Origin of the sequence: Comamonas sp. lk, assembly GCF_900564145.1 — a bacterium.
Taxonomy (GTDB): Bacteria; Pseudomonadota; Gammaproteobacteria; order Burkholderiales; family Burkholderiaceae_C; genus Comamonas.
This window is the reverse complement of record NZ_UOOB01000001.1, coordinates 138548-157760: the sequence shown is the minus strand read 5'-3', so window position 1 is coordinate 157760 and position 19213 is coordinate 138548. Positions and strand designations below refer to the sequence as shown.

Genomic DNA, 19213 nt, shown 5'->3' with positions numbered 1-19213 from the left:
CCGCTCGTGTTTAGGCATGTCACCCACGGTGACATGCCTACCCGGAACTGCTGCCACTGTTGAATCTGAGTTAACCATGCATTCACCCGGACAGCGAGTTCTTCCCTCAACGGGCCATAGAGTCTGTTTCATAAGTAAATAGGAGACAAGCATGAGCAACAAGCGTACCTTCCGCATCAAGTTCTTGCCAGCTATTGCCATGGCAGCAGTACTTTCCAGTACTGGAGCCATCGCGCAGAGCTTCCCGAGCAAGCCTATCACCCTCATCGTGCCGTTCCCAGCAGGCGGAACCACCGATGTGCTGGCACGTACGCTTGGCGAGCGCCTTTCGCGCAGCTGGGGTCAACCAGTCATCGTGGACAACAGACCTGGTGTGGGAGCCACTCTGGGTGCAAACATGGTCGCCAAGTCCAAGGCCGACGGCTACACACTGCTAATTGGCGCGGTACATCACACGATTGCGACGAGTGTCTACCCGAAGCTTACTTACGATTTCCAGAAAGACTTCGCCCCCATCACAGTTATCGCGATGGTTCCGAATGTCTTGGTTGTTAATCCCCGTGTTCCTGCCAAGAATGTGGCTGAGCTCGTAGCGTTAGCGAAAGCCCAGCCAGGTAAGCTGAGCTATGGCTCCAACGGAAATGGCACGGCTCAGCACCTGATTGGCACCCAGTTTGGGAACATGACGGGAGCGCAGCTTCTGCATGTGCCCTACAAGGGCAGCGGCCCGTTGGCAACCGACTTGCTCGGTGGGCAAATTTCGATGTCATTCGACACCATCACGCCGGTGCTTCCCCACATCAAAGCGGGCAAACTGACCGCGTTGGCTATCACCACAGACAAGCGCTCACCAGCGCTTCCCGATGTACCGACTCTGGACGAAGCTGGTCTAAAAGGCTTCAACCTGGGCACCTGGTTTGGAGTTCTGGCACCTGCAGGGACGCCCAAGGACGTGGTGACGAAGCTCAATACTGAGATGGCAAAAATCATCCACTCGCCGGAATTCCACAAGAAGATGGAAGAGATTGGTGCCGAGCCCATCGGTAATACTCCAGAGCAGATGGCCAAGCAGATTAGTGAAGAGACCCAGAAGTTTTCGAAGCTTGTGAAAGAGGGCAAAGTCGCAATTGAGTAAACCCTAGATACTCTTTCGTAAAAAAGCTGAATGCAGAGGCCGTTGCGGGCTGGTGAACCTCACGGGTTCTGCGGCGGCCGTTTGGTTTAAGTCGCCTCGCTACCGTAATAGCCTGACTGGCTAATTGCCGATAGAAGTTTGCCTCGCCTCGGCAGGCGGGGTGCTCCGACGGAGACCTACGTAGACTTCCGATGGTGCTGCTGCACCCTCTCACCGCTTGCTCACGTTTCTCAGGTGATACCTTGCTTTGACATCGCCAAGGGTTATCCTCTTAGAGCGCTGAGCCTCCTTAAAACCCGAAGCGGTTCACCTATGGGCTTTTCCATAAAATGGGGCTGAATCTGAGGATGGACATGCCATATGCCGCTTTTTAGAGGCGCTAAAAGCTGATGCGCGCACGTGTTGATGTGCATCGCTTTGCGGGTCCATGCATAGGACCAGAGCGAAAGAGCAAGTGATGAGGCATCCCATCTTTTAGGTGCAACTTGCCCCACTTTTCGGGGCCAAAGGTTAACACCTCATTGATTCAAAAAGGGATGAAATCCCTTTTATTCCAATCATCTACATGACCGCATAAGCGGAGAAAAAAGCAGCCATCAGTTGAGGAAACCAGGGCCGCCAGTTTCAATCGCTTCATAAAAAAGGCCAGCAATTGCTGGCCTTTTTTACGTGACCCAGAGAGGAAAATACCAGTCTGGTTGGGGTTTGCTCGGCGCGAGATAGCTTGGCAGCTTACGCATTTTTCGCGGCGTGAAGCCCCGCGTTGCGCCTGAGCACAACGGGCTTGCCACCCATGGTCTTCTTGGTCATCCAGGCGGCCAGTGCCGAGTCCAGATAGTCTGCATGGCCTGGGAACCAGGAGAACAATTGCCTTCCCAGGTTTTGCACCAGCTGGGCGCCGGCGCGGCCCTGGGCCAGCATCTCGCTGACCTCGTGCACTGACTTCAGCACGGCCGCATGCTCGTCAATATGGCAATCGCGCGGCGGAAAGCCGGTGGAGAGCATCCATTCGTCTTCCTGATCAAAATGGCTTTGCGCATGCTCGGCAAAGGCCTTCAGCGCCGCCGCCGCGGTGTCATCGCTGCAGCCTATGAGGCCCAGGGCCACGTCGTAAAACTCCTCGTGAACCAGGTCCATGGGTTGGTAGCCCAGCAGTCTGGCATCGGACCAGAGAACGCTGGTGTCCGCTTTGGGCGTGGGGGCAGCGGGATCTCTTTGAATCGCTTGCTTGGAGTCGCTCATGACCGTGTCTCGATGGAATGGATTTGCAGCCATTTTCGATGCAGATGGCGATTTGGGACTCGGCTGTTTGGAGGGTGTGAGAGGTCAATTTCTGGTGTTTTCGCACCTTGGTGCCGGTTTGCTCACCAGGTGGAGTTCGAAAAACAGTCGAAAATGACCGCTACGCCTTGTGAATAAATCACAGGATGCTATGAAATTTAAAGGCCGCCAGACGACTTATCGAATGCCTTGGCCTAGTAGCTTGCCGTTGACCATGGTGCCGTACAAGGAGTTCTCGGTGTCATGGAACTGTTTGCGCGTGCTGGCCACATCGCCGGTAAAACGAGGGTCCTGCGGGCGTTCTTGGCTGTCAATGAACTGGGCCACGTCCCAGGCTTGCTGATCGCTGAGTGTGTTGCCACGGCTCAGCGGCATATTGGCTTTCACAAAGCCTGCGGCATTGTGCAGATCGGCCATGCCTGCACCCCAGTTGTATGACTGGGCGCCCCACAGCGGCGGAAAGACTTGGATATCGCCGCTGCGCTGGCCTTCGCCATTGGCGCCGTGGCATAGCGCGCACTGGGCCTCATAGACGGCTTTGCCACGGGCGTAATCCGCTGCTTTTTCGGGTGCGGGCAGCTTGACGAAGCCCGAGCCCGGCAGTTTTTCGCCCACGGTCGTGCCCTTGGCCATCCAGTAGGAATAGGTTTCCAGGGCGACCAGCACCTCATGCCCGTCGGGTGGTGCCTTGCCGTTCATGCTGTACATAAAGCAGCCGCGCAGGCGCTCGGAAAAGGTGGACACGCTCTTGGTTTTGCTGCGGTAGGCGGGGTAGCTGAGATAGGCCCCCCAAAGCGGCGCAGAGTTGGCCAGGCGACCGGCATCAAGATGGCAATTCACGCAGTTGAGCGTGTTGCCCACAAAGCCTTTGGCATTGGCCCCGGTGTGCAAAAAGATCTGCTCGCCCTGGCGGATGACGTCGCCCATGGGGCCTTCGGGAATCTGGTCTGCGGCCGGTGGTACGAAGGCGGTTTTTTTGACCGGGCCTGGGCTGGAGGCCGCTTGAGCGCCCGGCGGTGGCGCTGCACCGGTGCTGCCTGCCGAGGCATTGGCGGTTGTGGCGGCTCCGGCTGCATCTGCTGCGTTGGTGGTCATGCGCGCCGGGTGCAGGGGTGGGGCGTCGTTTTGCACGTCTTCGCCGATTTGACGCCCTATCACGAGAGCGGATATCACCACGATCAGGGTGACGACCACGGCAAACCATTGGAGGGCAGCGAACTCTCTGCGTTCTTCACGCTCGGTTTGCTCGGCGCTGCTGGGGTGCTGGTTCATGGCGGCCTCCCTTACTTGCTGGCAGCGGGCGCTGCCGTCGATTGCTTGGCGTAGTACTGCGCAATGGCTTCCACATCCTGGGAGCTGAGCTTTTTGGCAATGTGCTGCATCAGCTCCAGCGGGCCGGGGCTGCGGCTGCCTTGCTTCCACGCATCGATCTGCGACTGCATATAGGCCGCGTTGAGCTTGCCAATGGCGGGAAAGTTGCTGCCTACGCCTTCGCCATGGGGGCCGTGGCAGCTGGCACAGGCGGGTACGCCGTCATTCATGCGCCCGCGCAGGGCCAGCCAGGCGCCGACATCCTTGGGGTCGGGCACGGGCACGCTTTTGGGGGAGGCGATGCCGGAGGGCAGGCTGGCAAAGTAGGCTGCCACATTGGCCTGGTCCTGCGCTTTCAGCCCTTTGGCCACCGGCTCCATGACCGCATTTTTCCGCGTGCCTGAGGCAAAGGCCGCCAGCTGCGCCTGTAGATAGGCGGCTCCCTGGCCGGCCAGCGGTGGAAAGGCCGCCAGACCTTCGCCCTTGGCTCCATGGCAGCTGGTGCATGCGGCAACCGCTGGCGGCACCCCTTTGCTGGCAATGGATTCGCCCGCCTTTGCATCGCCGGAAGCCTGTGCATGCACGCTGCCTGCTACAAAAAACAGGAGTGCAGTAAGCTTGTGCAGCGGGCGATATGGGCCAAAACACAAAAAATCAGAGGCAGCTTTCATCATGGACGGCCTTGTTTCGGTTTTGCTCAAATCTTAGGCAGTCCAAGTGTGGTTGGGTGTCGGCCACCACCTCATGCGCTGCGGATGTGGGTATGGTCCAGGCGAGGCCTGCTTCCGTCGCAGCTAGATTAGTACAGAAAACAAAAAACGGCCACCAGGGCCGTTTTGTTGCAAGTGCCGGAGGTTTACAGACCCAGCATGATTTGCAGGTTTTGCACGGCCGCGCCGCTGGCGCCCTTGCCCAGATTGTCCAGACGGGCGATCAGCACGGCCTGACGGTATTGCTCGTTGGCGAAGACGCGCAGTTCCAGCTTGTTGGTATCGGCCAGCGTATCGGCAGCCAGCTTGTTGTCGTCCGTGGGCGGCAGCACGCTGACCCAGTTGGCTGGCGTGTTGGTGGCGGCGTAGTGGCTGGTCAGTGCGTCGTGCAGATCGGCGGCCTTGGGGGCGCCGGGCAGCAGATCCAGATGCAGAGGCAGTTGCACCAGCATGCCCTGGCGGAAATTGCCCACAGCGGGGATGAACACGGGGCGGCGCGTCATGCCGGTGTAGTGCAGGATTTCGGGGACATGCTTGTGACCCAGGCCCAGGGCATAAGCCTCGTAAGGTGCGGCAGTGCCGGCCTCATAGGCTTCGATCATGGGGCGGCCGCCGCCCGAATAGCCGGAGACGGAAGGCAGGCTCAACGGAAAGTCGGCAGGAATCAGACCCGCGGCGACCAGCGGTGCCAGCAAGGCGATGGCGCCCGTGGCATAGCAGCCAGGGTTGGAGACGCGGGTGGCGGTCTTGACGGCATCGAGCTGGCCCGCGCGCAGCTCGGGGAAGCCGTAGACCCAGTCGGGGGCTGTGCGGTGGGCGGTCGAGGCATCAATGATCTTGATGGCGCGGCCTGTTTCAGCCGTGATGGCGTCCACCATGGCCGTGGTTTCGCGCGCGGCATCATCGTGCAGGCACAGAATGACCAGATCCACGCCGGCGATCAGGCTGCGTTTGGCGGCGGGGTCTTTGCGCAGCTCGGGCGCAATGCTCACCAGCTCTACGCCAGCAAAGTTGACCAGACGTTCGCGGATCTGCAGACCTGTGGTTCCTGCTTCTCCGTCGATAAAGACTTTAGCCATCGCTTTTCTCTCCTGCACGGCGCGCGCATTTGTTGGTCTATGCCGCTGCCTGCGGCACCATTGCCGCTTTTAGGCCGTTATTGTCGTTTAAACCCTGGGCTGGCGTGCAAAAGCGTGATTCTTTGTCTTCGGGCTTGAATTTGTATGTAGGAACCGACACTGTTCCGGCAGTAGCCCTGCAGGCTTCTCTGCTTTGGGCAGTTTTTGATGCATAGGCGTCTGCCCGGCGTGGCGGCTGGCGGTCTCAATAGCCTTATATATAAGACATAAGATAGTTGCGGAGCCCGGAAATATCGTGTAACTGGATTTGTCCAACGATATCAATGCATTGCAGCCAGGTTGCTCAGACGGCAAAGATGTAGGAAATTGTGGATTCTGCGCATATTCAGGTGTCGTTTTGCGCGGTGCAGCATGGTACATTGCTGCTCGCCATGTCATACGAACCCGACTTGTCTGACCACTCGAGTCCGTGGCAAGCGGGTATTTCCCCTCAGTTCAGAGAGACAAACTCATGAAGATTCATGAATACCAAGGCAAGGAAATCTTGCGTCAATTTGGTGTGCCCGTCCCCCGTGGCATTCCTGCATTCACAGTTCAAGAGGCTGTAGAAGCTGCGCAAAAGCTGGGTGGACCTGTGTGGGTGGTGAAGGCCCAGATCCACGCTGGCGGCCGCGGCAAGGGCGGCGGCGTCAAGGTTGCCAAGAGCATCGACGATGTGAAGGCCCTGTCCGAACAAATCCTCGGCATGCAGCTGATCACGCACCAGACCGGCCCTGAAGGCCAGAAGGTTCGTCGCCTGTACATCGAAGACGGCGCCGACATCAAGAACGAACTCTATGTGTCGCTGGTGACTGACCGCGCCACACAGAAGGTTGCCCTGATCGCTTCCAGCGAAGGCGGCATGGACATCGAGGAAGTGGCGCATTCCACTCCCGAGAAGATCATCACCGAGATGATCGATCCGCTGACCGGCATCACTGCCGAGCAAAGCAAGAAGGTTGCTGCAGCCATTGGCCTGACCGGCGCTTCCATTGATCAAGCCGTAGACATCTTCGCCAAGATCTACAAGTGCTACATGGACACCGATGCATCGCTGGTGGAAATCAACCCGCTGAACTGCGACTCCAAGGGCAATCTGATGGCCCTGGATGCAAAGTTCAACTTTGATCCCAATGCCCTGTTCCGTCACCCAGAAATCGTGGCTTACCGCGATCTGGACGAAGAAGATCCAGCCGAAGTGGAAGCTTCCAAGTTCGATCTGGCTTACATCTCCCTGGACGGCAACATCGGCTGTCTGGTGAACGGCGCCGGTCTGGCCATGGCCACCATGGACACCATCAAGCTGTACGGCGGCGAGCCAGCCAACTTCCTGGACGTGGGCGGCGGCGCTACGGCCGAGAAGGTGACTGAAGCCTTCAAGATCATGCTCAAGAACCCTGAAGTCAAGGGCATCATGGTCAACATCTTCGGCGGCATCATGAAGTGCGACACCATTGCCAACGGCGTGGTTACCGCTTGCAAGGCCGTGAACCTGCAAGTGCCTTTGGTTGTGCGCATGAAGGGCACCAACGAACAGCTGGGCAAGCAAATTCTGGCTGACTCCGGTCTGCCCATCATTGCTGCCGACAGCATGGCTGAAGCGGCTGAAAAAATCGTCGCTGCCGTTAAGTAAAAGCCCTCGGAGATACACATATGTCGATCTTTATCAACAAAGACACCAAGGTCATCACCCAGGGCATTACTGGCAAGACCGGTCAATTCCACACTGAAAAGTGCCAGGAATACGCGAACGGCAAGAACTGCTTTGTCGCGGGCGTGAACCCCAAGAAGGCTGGCGAAAAGATTTTCGACATCCCAATCTACGGTTCGGTCAAGGATGCTGCCAAGGAAACTGGCGCTACCGTGTCCGTGATCTACGTGCCTCCCGCAGGTGCTGCTGCCGCCATCTGGGAAGCTGTGGAAGCTGATCTGGACCTGGCCATCTGCATTACCGAAGGCATTCCCGTCCGTGACATGCTGGAAGTGCGCAACAAAATGCGTGCCAAGGAAGCTGCCGGCGGCAAGAAGACCCTGCTGCTGGGCCCCAACTGCCCCGGCCTGATCACGCCTGACGAGATCAAGATCGGCATCATGCCCGGTCACATCCACAAGAAGGGCCGTATCGGCGTGGTGTCCCGTTCGGGCACGCTGACATACGAAGCCGTGGCTCAGCTGTCCGAACTGGGCATTGGCCAGTCGTCCGCTGTCGGCATTGGTGGCGACCCCATCAACGGCCTGAAGCACATCGACGTGATGCGCGCCTTCAATGAAGATCCTGATACCGACGCCGTCATCATGATTGGCGAAATCGGTGGTCCGGACGAAGCCGAAGCCGCCATGTGGTGCAAGGCCAACATGAAGAAGCCTATCGTGGGCTTCATCGCTGGCGTGACTGCTCCTCCCGGCAAGCGCATGGGCCACGCAGGTGCCCTGATCTCCGGTGGCGCCGACACGGCCGATGCCAAGCTGGCCATCATGGAAGAGTGTGGTTTCACCATCACACGCAACCCATCCGAGATGGGCCGCCTGCTGCAAGGCTTGCTGAAGTAAGTCCTGAGAGTTTGTAATACTGCGGGTATTACGCAGTATTACGAACTGGCAAAGAGGTTTGAGACCTCTACACTGCCTCCACTCATAAAAGAAAGCGCCGCGCAATGCGGCGCTTTCATATTCAAAACAGTGGAGTAACAATGGAATTTCTCAACACTGCCGATTTCTGGATCGGCCTGGTGAAGATCATCTGGATCAACATCATTCTCTCTGGCGACAATGCGGTGGTCATCGCGCTTGCTGCCCGTTCCCTGCCTCCTGAACAGCAAAAGAAAGCCATCATGTTTGGCTCCGGCGCCGCCGTGGTGCTGCGTATCGTGCTGACGGTGGTGGCAGCCAAGCTGCTGGAGCTGTCTTTCCTGCAGGTAATTGGTGGCTGTCTGCTGCTGTGGATCGGCTACCAGTTGCTGACCGGTGGAGAAGAGGGCGAAGGCGACTCCAAGGGCCATGGCTCCATGGTGACTGCCATTCGTACCATTTTGATCGCCGACCTGGTGATGAGTCTGGACAACGTGATTGCCGTGGCTGCAACAGCCCAGGGCAATATGGTTTTGCTGATTCTGGGTCTGGCCATTTCCATCCCCCTGGTGATTTTCGGCTCCACGCTGATGATCAAGCTGATGGATCGCTTCCCCGTCATCATCACCCTGGGTGCCGCCCTGATCGGCTGGGTGGGTGGTGAAACCATCGTCAATGACAATCTGCTGCACGGCTACACCATGGCTCACCCCTGGTTGCACTATGCTGCTGCCGCAGCCGGCGCCGTGCTGGTGGTTGGCCTGGGCAAGCTCATGCAAGCCCGTTCGGCTGGCAAGCAAGTCGCGGCCTGATCTGCTGAGCGAGGCTCCCCAAAACGCACTGCTCGCGCAGTGCGTTTTGCATTGTGGCTGCCATACGCTGTTGTCTGCAGGCTTGCAGGGCACGCACACATTCCCATGGCGGCAGCAGCAACAGGCCCGTAGCGGCTTTTGCCGCCGCAGGTCTACACTTTCCTCAGAAATCCACGGAACGCCCGATGCTGTTGTCGGGCCTTTGTCCGTCCGCTTTCGCCGGATGGGGGCCGTGGGAGCCACAAGAAAGTGAATCGCCATGGACGCCATGCTTGGAGCCGATTTCTGGATCGGGCTGCTCAAAATTGTCTGGATCAACATCATCCTGTCTGGTGACAACGCCGTAGTCATCGCCTTGGCCGCGCGCGGCCTGCCTGCCCATCAGCAAAGCAAAGCCATCATGCTGGGCTCTGGCGCGGCCGTGGTGCTGCGCATTGCCTTGACTCTGGTTGCTGCCAAGCTGATGCAGCTCCCGCTGGTGGAAATCATGGGTGGCGTGCTGCTGCTGTGGATTGGTGTCGGTCTGCTCAAGGGCGAGGATGAAAGCGAGCAAAGCGGAGATGCCGTCAAGGTGGGCATGATGGCCGCAGTCCGTACCATCTTGCTGGCGGATCTGGTGATGAGCCTGGACAACGTGATTGCCGTGGCAGCCGCAGCCCAGGGCAATCTGGTCTTGCTGGTGCTGGGCCTGGCAATCAGCATTCCGCTGGTGATTTTCGGCTCCACGCTGATGATCAAACTCATGGCGCGCTTTCCCGCCATCGTCACCCTGGGGGCTGCGCTGATCGGCTGGGTGGCCGGAGAGACGCTTGCCAGCGATCATGTGCTGGAGGGCCTGATTCAGGCTCATCCCTGGCTTACCCATGCGGCTGCGGTGGCAGGCGCTTTGCTGGTGGTTGCCGTGGGCAAAATGTGGCAGGCCCGCAATGCCGCCCCAGCTTCTGGAGCATAAGCCCGCCGCTTCAAATCGGGTATGCCTGTGCCAGTCTCGAAATCGAACGATTAAAAAGTGAGCTGATAGCGCTTGTTTAATTGGACTCTTAAATACAAAGCCGCCTGTAAATTAATCAATCAAAGCACAATGCGCTCCTGATATTGAAGTAATCACCCATGCTGCTGCCGAGGAGCAACGGCTTAATCTGTCTTTGGCACTGGGGCTGGCTGGACTTTGGCAATTACGTTACGCTGAAGACCTGCTCTGACTACGCTCATGTTTCGTACCCTGTTTGTCATGCCTGCTGCACAGCCCCCCAGACCGCCTGCCGCATGGCCTGCTGTGCGCATGATTGCGCGCGTGCACACGGGGTTGGTGCGTACCAATAACGAGGATGCTGTCAGCATCCACCCTGAAGCCAGCCCCTGGCCTGTGGCCGTGCTGGCCGATGGCATGGGCGGTTACAACGCCGGGGAAGTCGCCAGCGCCATGGCCGTCAGCGTGATACCCGCAGCCATGCAGCACACGCACGAGGAACTGGTCGGTGTCGATGTGGAGCTGGAGGCCGCATCCAAGGACTTGGAAGAGGCCTTGTGCCTGGCCAATGCCGCAATCCGTGAAGCCGCCAGGGAAACATCTGGTTGCCAGGGCATGGGCACCACGGTGGTCGCTGCTGCCATCGTTGCAGGGCATGCGGTGATTGCCCACCTCGGTGACTCGCGGGCCTATGCATGGCGTACCGGTCAGCTGACTCGCCTTACCCGGGACCACTCCCTGGTCCAGCAGGAGATGGACGCCGGTCATCTCAGCGCGCAAGATGCCCAGGCTTCGGGCCTGGGTCACCTCGTCACGCGGGCTTTGGGGGTGCAGATGTCTGTCGATCCCGAACTGAACCGATGGCCGTTGCAGGTGCAAGATCGCCTCATGCTGTGCTCGGACGGCGTCACCGATATGCTCGATGACTCCCAGCTCCAAGCCTTGTTCGCTGCGGAGTCTTCACTGCAGGAACTGCTCACGGCTTTGCTGAGCGCCGCCAATGCTGCGGGCGGCAGAGACAACATCAGCGTGGTGCTGATGGAGAATGCCCACCGGGTCGCGCAAGGCCCAGGATCTCCAAGCACAAGCTTGTTTTGACCATTACCCGATGTTCCGTTGAGAATGACTGTGTCAAAGAGCATACACAGTCAGTCGACTGTGCAGGCTTTTGCTGTATTTGAAGCGGGGTCCGGTTCGCAACAGGGGCTGTTTTCATAGAATCACCCATGAGGTGGTCATTGTTTCAAACAGTAACTGCCAAACTATCCTCGGGTCTGTCCCGCTGCATTCAGGAGCTTTCGAGCATGCCGATCTTGGTCATTTCTATCGATGGCGCTGTGGTCAAAGAAGTACCGCTCACCAAAGAGCGCACCACTCTGGGCCGACGTCCATACAACGACATCGTGATCGACAACCTTGCCGTCAGCGGCGAGCATGCCGTGATCACCATGGCCGACGGCGCTGTAGCGATCGAAGACCTGCGCAGCACCAACGGCACCTATGTCAACGGCAAATCCGTGCAGCGTCACAGCTTGGTGCATGGCGATCTGCTGGATATCGGACGCTACAAAATCCGCTTTGTAAGCGCCGGCGAAGAGCCCGCTCGCACCTCTGCCGCACTGGAAGCCATTGCCGCCGTCTCTTCCGCCATGGCGGAGAGCGCCGATGACGTGCACAGCAGACTCAGCACGCCTTCCGGTTTTGGCGAGCTCACCGGCTTTGCGCCTACACAGCACGGCATGTCGTCCATGCTGCCCGAGCGGCATGCAGTGGTGCGAATGCTCAGCGGCAGCATGACAGGCAAGGAAGTCTCACTCTATAAAGTGGTTACCACCTTGGGCCGCCCGGGTGTGACCATCGCTTCCATCACCCAAAAGCCCCATGGCTTTGTGCTGACCCACATGGAAGGCGAGAGCGCATCGCTTAAGCTCAACGGCCAGGAAGTCGGCCCGCTGCCCGTGCCTCTGCTCAATGGCGACACCATGGAGCTGGCAGGGACGCGCATGCAGTTTGTGGTGGGGTGATGGCGTACCTTGGCATCGACATTCAAAGATGCGTAGGCTGATACTTACAAAATTGTCACCATCGTTGCCTGGATAAGTCAAAAGAGGCACTTTTTGGCAACTGTCGCGCGGCGAAAAATGTCAGTACAGAAGTCCCTCTGTCTGTGCTCAACACTTGGCACGACGATTGCTTGAAAGGAACATACTTCTTCAACCAAGGAATTTCGTATGAAGCGTTCCATTCAAAAGGGTTTCACCCTGATCGAGCTGATGATCGTTGTGGCGATTATCGGTATTTTGGCTGCCGTGGCTTTGCCGGCTTATCAGGACTACACGATCCGTGCTAAGGTTTCTGAAGCAATATTGGCTGGCTCTGCGTGCCGAACCTCCATCACTGAAGCGATCCAAAGCCTGCCTGCTGGCCAGACGGTCGCTGCCAATGGATGGGGTTGTGAATACGCTGCCACGACCGATGGCTCTACTGGTACCAAGTACGTGGCATCGATTCAAACTACAGGTTTGACTGCCACACCGGTAACAGCTGATGCTGTGGTTACGGTGACCACGAGAAATATTAAAAACGCGGCTGCAGGTGCTGAAGGTGGAGCCTTGGTGATGGAGGCTTGCTCTGCTTCAACCCAAACGACCTTTTCTACATGTATTCCACCAGCGGCCGGTGGCGTTGTGAACAGCTGGCTGTGTGGCCCGGGCGGAACTGTTCCAATCTTGGCCAAGTTCTTGCCAGGTTCTTGCCGCGCTGCCTAAAAGAGTTTTGTGCGACGAAGAGGCGGCCTGATGGCCGTCTTTTTTTGTCCTAAAGCATTACTGCTTAGTGGCCAGAAAATGCCTCGCTTTTTAATCTCTTGCCCATGATCCGTCTCCCTCTACCCGTAGTAAAAATCAAAGGGTATCCACTTGGTTGATGAGCGCAAAAAATGCATTCTTTGAGATGGCGCCTGCGCGCCAGCACCATTCACTTGGCTATTAGCTTATTGGTTGCTACCTTGGCAGCCTTGTTAGTGTTCGGCCTGTGGTACCCATTTCCGTACCGTGAACTTTCCGGTGGACGCGAACTTTTTTTATGGGTCGTGTTAGTAGACGTGGTGCTGGGTCCTCTCATCACGCTAGTGATATTCGACCGCACCAAAACACCTCGTCATTTGCTGATGGACTTCACCGTGGTGGGTTTGCTTCAACTGGCTGCGCTGTCTTATGGGATATGGGCCGTTTTTACGGCACGTCCTATACACTTGGTATTTGAATACCATCGTATGGCCGTAGTGCATGCCGTGGACGTTGACTTGGCTACGTTGACTCAAGCACCAGCTGAGCTACAGTCTTCGCCACTAACCGGGCCCACTCTGTTATCTTTGCGTTCTTTCAAAAGTGCCAATGAAAGTTATAACTCAACTATATTGGCGTTGGCAGGTATTCCCCAAGCTGCACAACCTGCCCTATGGCAGTCCTATGAAATAGCTCGTGGTGATATTTTGAAGGAATCGAAATCGGTGACTGAACTCAAGGAGCGCTTCCCAGCTCAATCTCACATCATCGAGCACGCGATTAATCTAACAGGGCGTCATCCTGATACTCTGCGAAGCTTGCCTCTAATCGCCCGAAAAACAGCTTGGACGGTACTGATCGATGCTGAGACAGCTTTGCCCGTAGGCTTTGTGCCAATAGATTCTTTTTAGAGTCGAAGCAAGAAATTTCTAAAATCGCTGCCTCGCATAATCAACTTGTCAAGCCACCCAGCTTCCCGACTTTCCCCCCCGCTTCTCCATTACCTTGATCCCTCCCATCACCATCCCCTTATCCACTGCCTTGCACATATCGTAGATAGTCAATAAGCCGACTTGCACGGCGGTCAGGGCTTCCATTTCTACGCCGGTCTGGCCCATGGTTTCTACGGTGGCGGTACAGAGGATGTAGTGGGATTCGGGTTGCAGCTCAAACTCTACGGCCACGCGGGTCAGGGCCAGGGGGTGGCATAGAGGGATGAGGTCGCTGGTCTTTTTGGCGGCCATGATGGCGGCGATGCGGGCGATGCCCAGCACGTCGCCTTTTTTGGCTGTGCCGTTTTGCACAATCGCCAGCGTTTCGGGCTTCATGGTGATCTGGCCTTGGGCCACGGCCACGCGGTGGGTGCTGGGTTTGGCGCCAACATCCACCATATGGGCCTGGCCTTGGGCGTCGAAGTGGGTAAGAGAGGACATGAGGGTTTTTCTTTCGTGTTGGGGCTGGGCGCACGCGCGAGTCCAGCGGTGTTTCTGGCCCGGCTTTACTCTGGGATAAGCCGCCAGGCCGGGCAGCGCAAATCAATCAGGGCATCATAGTGGGGTGTTGAACTGCTGGCAGCTCAGACGGCTGAATGCTGGCAATGCTGTGATCGCCATGCCAATTGTGATGAAAAAACTGCGTCAACCCCATATTTTTAAAGCGCTAACAGCTTCCATACTGATAGCAATTCAGTGTGCAAGCCTGGTACCGGCACCTGTGCAGGCCGCTGGTTTGCCCACCCTGGGCGACGGTGCCTCGTCCATCACCACGGGCGATGAGCGCCGGCTTGGCGACTCCATCGTCAAGGAGCTGTACCGCGATCCTGACTATCTGGATGATCCGGTGCTGCAGGAGTATGTGGAAGGCATATGGCTGCATCTGCAGGATGCGGCGCGCAAGCGTGGCGAGTTGTCGCCCGAGCTGGAAGAGCGCTTTGCTTGGACTTTGCTGCTGGGCAAGGACAGGCAGGTCAACGCTTTTGCGCTGCCTGGTGGCTATATGGGCGTGTACCTGGGGCTGATCAGCGTGGTGGGCAGCGGGGATGAGCTGGCTTCGGTCATTGCGCACGAAACCAGTCACATCACCCAGCGCCATATTGCGCGCATGCTGGCCCAGCAGGGCAAGCAGGCGCCGCTGATGCTGGCTTCCATGCTGCTGGGGGCGCTGGCGGCCACGCGCAGCCCCGATGCGGCCATGGCCATCATGATGGGCGGGCCGGCGGCGATGATGCAAAACCAGCTCAATTTCTCGCGCGCCATGGAAAGCGAAGCCGACCGCGTGGGCTACAGCCTGATGGCTCCTGCGGGCTTTGCACCACAAGGTTTTGTGAGCATGTTCGGCAAGCTGGAGCAGGCCAGCCGCCTCAATGACAACGGTAGCTGGCCTTATTTGCGCAGCCACCCGCTGACCACGCAGCGGATTGCCGACATGGACTCGCGCATTCCGGCCGGCAAGCGCGCCAATGCGCCTGTGCCGACCTTGGCCCACGCCATGATGGCTGCGCGGGCGCGCATCCTGTCCAACCCCGGGGTGGACGTGCGCCGCCAGTGGATGGAATTGCCTCGTTCCGGCAGCTTTGGCAATGCCAGCCAGGTGGAGCAGGTGGGTCAGCTTTATGCCGCCAGCCTGAGCGCGATGGAGCTCAGGGAGTGGAAGTCCGCCCGCGAGATGACACAGCGCTTGCTGACGGCGGTGGCCGGCAACCCCGAGGCTTTGCTGCAGGCCCAGTGGCTGCAGGCGGAGCTGGAGTACAAGGCGGGCAATGCGCAGGCGGCACTCGATGCACTACCCCAGCGACACGCGACTGCGGCCGTGCAGGTGCCCAAGCTCACGGCCAGTGGAAACCTGGCCGGGCCCAGCCTGGCTACTGTGGATGTGGTCGAGCATGTTGCTCCGCGCAGGCCCGAGATGCTGTTGCGTACCGACATCCTGCTCAAGCTCAATCAGTCCAGCGACATGGCCGGTCCGCTGCAGACCTGGGTGACGGATCATCCGCGCGATGCCGGAGCCTGGCAGACGCTGGCGCGCGTATGGCGCGCCCAGGGACAGGAGTTGCGGGCTTTGCGGGCCGAGGCCGAGGCGCAGGTGGCGCGTTACGATTACGCGGCGGCGGTGGACCGCTTCAAGGCGGCGCAGGACATGGCCCGCAAGGCGGGCGGCCAGGCCGATTACTTTGAGGCGTCCATCATCGACACGCGCTTGCGTGCCGTGCAGGAATTACTCCGGGAACAGGCGAGCGACAAGAGCATCCACAAATAGGCCCAGCGCCGAATAGATCAGCGCACCCAGCATGGCAGCCCAAAAGCCGCTGACATGAAAGCCACCGAGGATGCCTGAGGCCATCCAGAACATCAGCCCGTTGACCACAAACAGGAACAGACCCACGGTGATGATGGTCACCGGCAGGGTCAGCACCACCAGAATGGGGCGAATCACGGTGTTGAGCAGGCCGATGACCAGGGCCGCGATCATGGCCGAGCTGAAGCCCTGTACTTGAACGCCGCTGTACACATAGGTGACCAGCAGCAAAGAGGCTGCACAAAGCAGCCATTTGACGATGATTTTCATAGATTCAGCATAGCAGCGGCGAGTGCCTGGGGCATGAAAAAGCCTTGTGCAGCTTTCACCGCACAAGGCCTGGAGATCAGTCGCTATTAGTTTGCCAAAGGGCTCAGATCGAGAGCGATTCCTCGACCACAAAGCCCAGCATGGCGCCGAGAGCAGCCATGGTGCCGGGCAGATTCCAACGGCGACCCGAGGCGTTGGGAGCATCGGCGGTCTTGGCGGGCGCGACCTGCATGGCTTCCTGCTTGGGGCGGCGGGCGTCTATGATCTGGGCTGCGCCGTGTTCCTGTTGCAGCTCGGCAATCAGCTCGGTCAGCGGGCCCTTGGCCAGCACGGGGGTGACCTTGGCGCCGGGCACGGACATGACGGGCAGCACGGCAGCAAACAGCTTGTCTGCCCATTTGCCGCGCCAGTTTTCGCGGGCACGGTGGCTGACCCATTTGCTCACACGGTGGGTCATGCGCGGGGCACAGGCAACCAGCAGCCAGTGGGAAGAAGCCGCCTGGCTAGATCCCGCGAGAGCCTGAAGCATGGGCAGGGCGTATGCGGCGTCATCCACGTAAACAATGATGGGGGTCAAGATGCGTCCTTGTTGGAGCGGTGTTGAGGGAATACAGCCTCCTGTAGGAGGCTTCCGACACTATTGTGAAGCGTGAAGGGCCGGCTTGTATAGCAGCCCTTCACCAGCCTCAGGTTTTAGCCAGGCTGGGCCTGTGCTTAGTGGCTGTGCGCGACAGCTGCGGGGCGGCGGCTGGCCACCCACTTGCCCAGGGCCAGCACCAGCAGGGCGCCGCCAACGTGGGCAATCCAGTACAAGGTAGTGGAGATCTGGGCCAGGCCTTGTTCGTCCAGCGTGCCCAGCTTGGGCATCCAGGTCCACTTTTCAGTGTTCACGAACAGCGGATCGGTCACCAGCATGCCGCCAGCAATCCAGCCCAGCAGCATGCCGCCGACTACGATGATGATGGGGAAGCGTTCCATCAGCTTGATCACCAGCTGCGAGCCCCAGACGATGATGGGGATCGAAATCAGCAGACCCAGCACCACCAGCAGCATCTGGTGTTCACCCGAACTTTGGGCTGCACCGGCAATGGCGATCACGTTGTCCACGGACATCACCAGGTCGGCCACGATGATGGTCTTGATGGCGGCAAACAGCTTGTCGCTGCCCTGGATGTTGTCATGGCCTTCCTCATCGGGGGCAATCAGCTTGATACCGATCCACACCAGCAGCAGGGCGCCGATGAGCTTGAGCGCAGGCAAGGCCAGCAGCGTCATGGCGAAGGCGATCAGAATCACGCGCAACACAATGGCACCGGCCGTGCCATAGATGATGCCCTTGCGGCGCTGCTCAGGCGGCAGCTTGCGGCAGGCCAACGCGATCACGACCGCGTTGTCGCCACCCAGCAGGATGTCAATGATGATGATTTGCCCCAGCGCAATCCAGAACGGCGTGTGGGTGAGAAAGTCCAGATCCATGTGTTGTTTCCTCGTTGTCGAATGCCGCTGACAGACAGTGATCGCAGAATAACCGCGCTTGCCATCAACATCAAATTACCAATGTGACGTCAGGCCAAGTGCTTGATCCGGGCGAGGAAAACCATGCTCGGGGGAGTGCGCCTTGATCGACCGTCATCAGGTCCATCAAAGGTCTTGCTCGATTGCAGCGTGACTGCAACCCGGAGGGCCGGAAGCCTGAGGCTTCGTATTGACGACCATCCGATACCGGCAAAAAGCCAGTGAGGAGCTACTCCCCTTCGAAGCTGCGGATTTCATCACAGTCAACTCTGCATGGCAAGGCATAAAACCCATGATGTTCACAGGTTTTATATCGTGAAAAACGCTGAGGGTGTAGAAGGAATCTGCGCTTTATGCTATTAATTGATGAGCAACCTTGCTGCTGCAGGCAAAGATAGCGCGGCTTATGATTCCGGCTCAGAGTCCTTTTTGAGCCAATGCACGCAGCCATTCACATCACCGATATCGAAGCCGCCATCAACTACTGGCGCGCGCGCGCTCCATCGCCGGATGGTGTCTTGCTCAGCCCCGAGGTGCGGGCGCTGGCCGAGGTGTATGGGCTGATGATTGTGAGCCGCGAGGTGGAAGTGAATACGGTGGGCTTTCCGTCTCACGCCATGGCGGCCTGGCTGGTCTGGTACGACACCATGCCCGACACGCCCTGTATTGCGATCTGCTCGACCAGCCAGGGCGATGCAAAGTGCAAGGGCTGCGGCCGCAGCTTTGACGAGGTGCAGTTCTGGACGGCCATGGAGCCGGCTGAAAAACGTGTGGTTTGGCGCCGGATCACCGCAGAAGGGGATTCCTGGCGCTTTAACCGCTATGCGGAGCGCGCGACCGAGAATCGTCGGCCGCGCGGATAACAGCGCTTATTTCCAGCGAACCGGCTCGACAAACACCGTGCCCAGATTGCTGGACAGGGTCAGCTGGCCTTCCTGAATCGTGGCTTGCAGCTGCATGCTGCGCTCGGCCAGGCTGCCCAGTTGCTGGGCGACTTCGGCGTCGATGTAATGCACTTCCAGCTTGCTTTGGCGGTTGAGCTTGCCTTCCAGGCCTTTCCACCAGATGTGGGACGAATGGTGGAAAGGGTAGACCAGCATGTGGTCCGACTTGTTGCAGGCCTTGGTGATGGGCTTTTCGTCGGGCTGGCCGACTTCGATCCACAGACGTTTCTGGCCGGTGTAATCGGTGATGTGCACATCGGGATCGTCCGGGTCGGACAGGCCGATGCCAAAGCCCAGCGTGCCGTCGCCGTTGCACAGGTCTTGCAGCTTCCAGGCGTTCAGTGCCAGGGCCACCAGGCGCACCATCATGCGGTCGTCGGTCTCGCTGGGGTGACGAGCTAGAGTCAGGTTGTGGTCGGCGTAGTAGTTGTGGTCGATGTCGGCAATCGACAGATTGGCTTTGAAGATGGTGGACTTGATGGCCATGGCGGTAGGCAGT

At 58.5% G+C, this 19213-nt stretch carries 20 protein-coding genes; 11 read left to right on the top strand and 9 right to left on the bottom strand.

Annotation, left to right across the window (positions count from 1 at the left end; genetic code table 11):
* Window positions 1–199 precede the first annotated feature (199 nt).
* Window positions 200–1135 (top strand): tripartite tricarboxylate transporter substrate binding protein, encoded by a 936-nt coding sequence (locus EAO39_RS00695; protein WP_240467062.1) that lies wholly within the window; start codon window positions 200–202, stop codon window positions 1133–1135.
* A gap of 732 nt (window positions 1136–1867) precedes the next feature.
* Here EAO39_RS00695 and EAO39_RS00690 read toward each other — a convergent pair.
* From EAO39_RS00690 to argC, 4 genes are all read right to left on the bottom strand, one after another.
* Complete coding sequence (locus EAO39_RS00690; protein ID WP_120965289.1) at window positions 1868–2377, bottom strand: hemerythrin domain-containing protein; 510 nt, start codon at window positions 2375–2377, stop codon at window positions 1868–1870.
* 216 nt (window positions 2378–2593) lie between these two features.
* Window positions 2594–3688, bottom strand: coding sequence for a c-type cytochrome (locus EAO39_RS00685; RefSeq protein ID WP_240466867.1), 1095 nt, complete (start codon window positions 3686–3688; stop codon window positions 2594–2596).
* Window positions 3689–3699: 11 nt separating this feature from the next.
* On the bottom strand, window positions 3700–4311 hold the full coding sequence (locus EAO39_RS00680; protein WP_162989462.1) for a c-type cytochrome: 612 nt from the start codon (window positions 4309–4311) through the stop codon (window positions 3700–3702).
* A gap of 272 nt (window positions 4312–4583) precedes the next feature.
* On the bottom strand, window positions 4584–5516 hold the full coding sequence (gene argC, locus EAO39_RS00675) for an N-acetyl-gamma-glutamyl-phosphate reductase (protein ID WP_120965285.1): 933 nt from the start codon (window positions 5514–5516) through the stop codon (window positions 4584–4586).
* A gap of 511 nt (window positions 5517–6027) precedes the next feature.
* Between argC and sucC the strand changes: the two genes are divergently transcribed.
* The 8 genes from sucC to tfpZ all read left to right on the top strand — a co-directional run bounded on the left by sucC (window position 6028) and on the right by tfpZ (window position 13602).
* Window positions 6028–7188, top strand: coding sequence for an ADP-forming succinate--CoA ligase subunit beta (sucC, locus tag EAO39_RS00670; protein WP_120965283.1), 1161 nt, complete (start codon window positions 6028–6030; stop codon window positions 7186–7188).
* A gap of 20 nt (window positions 7189–7208) precedes the next feature.
* Window positions 7209–8105: a succinate--CoA ligase subunit alpha gene (sucD, locus tag EAO39_RS00665; RefSeq protein WP_120965281.1), complete on the top strand. Its 897-nt coding sequence runs from the start codon at window positions 7209–7211 to the stop codon at window positions 8103–8105.
* 140 nt (window positions 8106–8245) lie between these two features.
* Complete coding sequence (locus tag EAO39_RS00660; protein ID WP_120965279.1) at window positions 8246–8935, top strand: TerC family protein; 690 nt, start codon at window positions 8246–8248, stop codon at window positions 8933–8935.
* 259 nt (window positions 8936–9194) lie between these two features.
* Window positions 9195–9887, top strand: coding sequence for a TerC family protein (locus tag EAO39_RS00655; RefSeq protein WP_120965277.1), 693 nt, complete (start codon window positions 9195–9197; stop codon window positions 9885–9887).
* Window positions 9888–10145: 258 nt separating this feature from the next.
* Window positions 10146–11003 (top strand): Stp1/IreP family PP2C-type Ser/Thr phosphatase, encoded by an 858-nt coding sequence (locus tag EAO39_RS00650; protein ID WP_346427101.1) that lies wholly within the window; start codon window positions 10146–10148, stop codon window positions 11001–11003.
* 206 nt (window positions 11004–11209) lie between these two features.
* The gene (locus tag EAO39_RS00645; protein ID WP_120965275.1) at window positions 11210–11929 is read left to right on the top strand and encodes an FHA domain-containing protein; all 720 of its coding nucleotides are present in this window, start codon (window positions 11210–11212) and stop codon (window positions 11927–11929) included.
* Between the two features lie 207 nt (window positions 11930–12136).
* Entirely contained in the window at window positions 12137–12673 is a 537-nt protein-coding gene (locus EAO39_RS00640) for a pilin (RefSeq protein WP_120965274.1), read from the top strand.
* 170 nt (window positions 12674–12843) lie between these two features.
* Window positions 12844–13602 (top strand): TfpX/TfpZ family type IV pilin accessory protein, encoded by a 759-nt coding sequence (gene tfpZ / locus EAO39_RS00635; protein ID WP_120965272.1) that lies wholly within the window; start codon window positions 12844–12846, stop codon window positions 13600–13602.
* A gap of 48 nt (window positions 13603–13650) precedes the next feature.
* Here tfpZ and moaC read toward each other — a convergent pair whose 3' ends face one another.
* Entirely contained in the window at window positions 13651–14124 is a 474-nt protein-coding gene (moaC, locus tag EAO39_RS00630; RefSeq protein ID WP_120965270.1) for a cyclic pyranopterin monophosphate synthase MoaC, read from the bottom strand.
* A 190-nt stretch (window positions 14125–14314) separates the two neighbouring features.
* Here moaC and EAO39_RS00625 point away from each other — a divergent pair, with 190 nt between their 5' ends.
* On the top strand, window positions 14315–15946 hold the full coding sequence (locus EAO39_RS00625; RefSeq protein WP_120970527.1) for a M48 family metalloprotease: 1632 nt from the start codon (window positions 14315–14317) through the stop codon (window positions 15944–15946).
* Here EAO39_RS00625 and EAO39_RS00620 read toward each other — a convergent pair.
* From EAO39_RS00620 to EAO39_RS00610, 3 genes are all read right to left on the bottom strand, one after another.
* A complete protein-coding gene (locus EAO39_RS00620) occupies window positions 15905–16255 on the bottom strand; it encodes a phage holin family protein (RefSeq protein ID WP_120965268.1) in 351 nt (116 codons plus the stop codon). The genes EAO39_RS00625 and EAO39_RS00620 overlap by 42 nt on opposite strands.
* A gap of 103 nt (window positions 16256–16358) precedes the next feature.
* Window positions 16359–16832: a hypothetical protein gene (locus tag EAO39_RS00615; protein ID WP_120965266.1), complete on the bottom strand. Its 474-nt coding sequence runs from the start codon at window positions 16830–16832 to the stop codon at window positions 16359–16361.
* Between the two features lie 137 nt (window positions 16833–16969).
* On the bottom strand, window positions 16970–17731 hold the full coding sequence (locus EAO39_RS00610) for a TerC family protein (RefSeq protein WP_120965264.1): 762 nt from the start codon (window positions 17729–17731) through the stop codon (window positions 16970–16972).
* A 476-nt stretch (window positions 17732–18207) separates the two neighbouring features.
* Here EAO39_RS00610 and EAO39_RS00605 point away from each other — a divergent pair, with 476 nt between their 5' ends.
* A complete protein-coding gene (locus EAO39_RS00605) occupies window positions 18208–18633 on the top strand; it encodes a DUF3717 domain-containing protein (protein ID WP_120965262.1) in 426 nt (141 codons plus the stop codon).
* 6 nt (window positions 18634–18639) lie between these two features.
* Here the strand turns inward: EAO39_RS00605 and EAO39_RS00600 are convergent, their stop codons facing one another.
* A complete protein-coding gene (locus EAO39_RS00600; RefSeq protein ID WP_120970525.1) occupies window positions 18640–19200 on the bottom strand; it encodes a YaeQ family protein in 561 nt (186 codons plus the stop codon).
* Window positions 19201–19213: the final 13 nt, after the last annotated feature.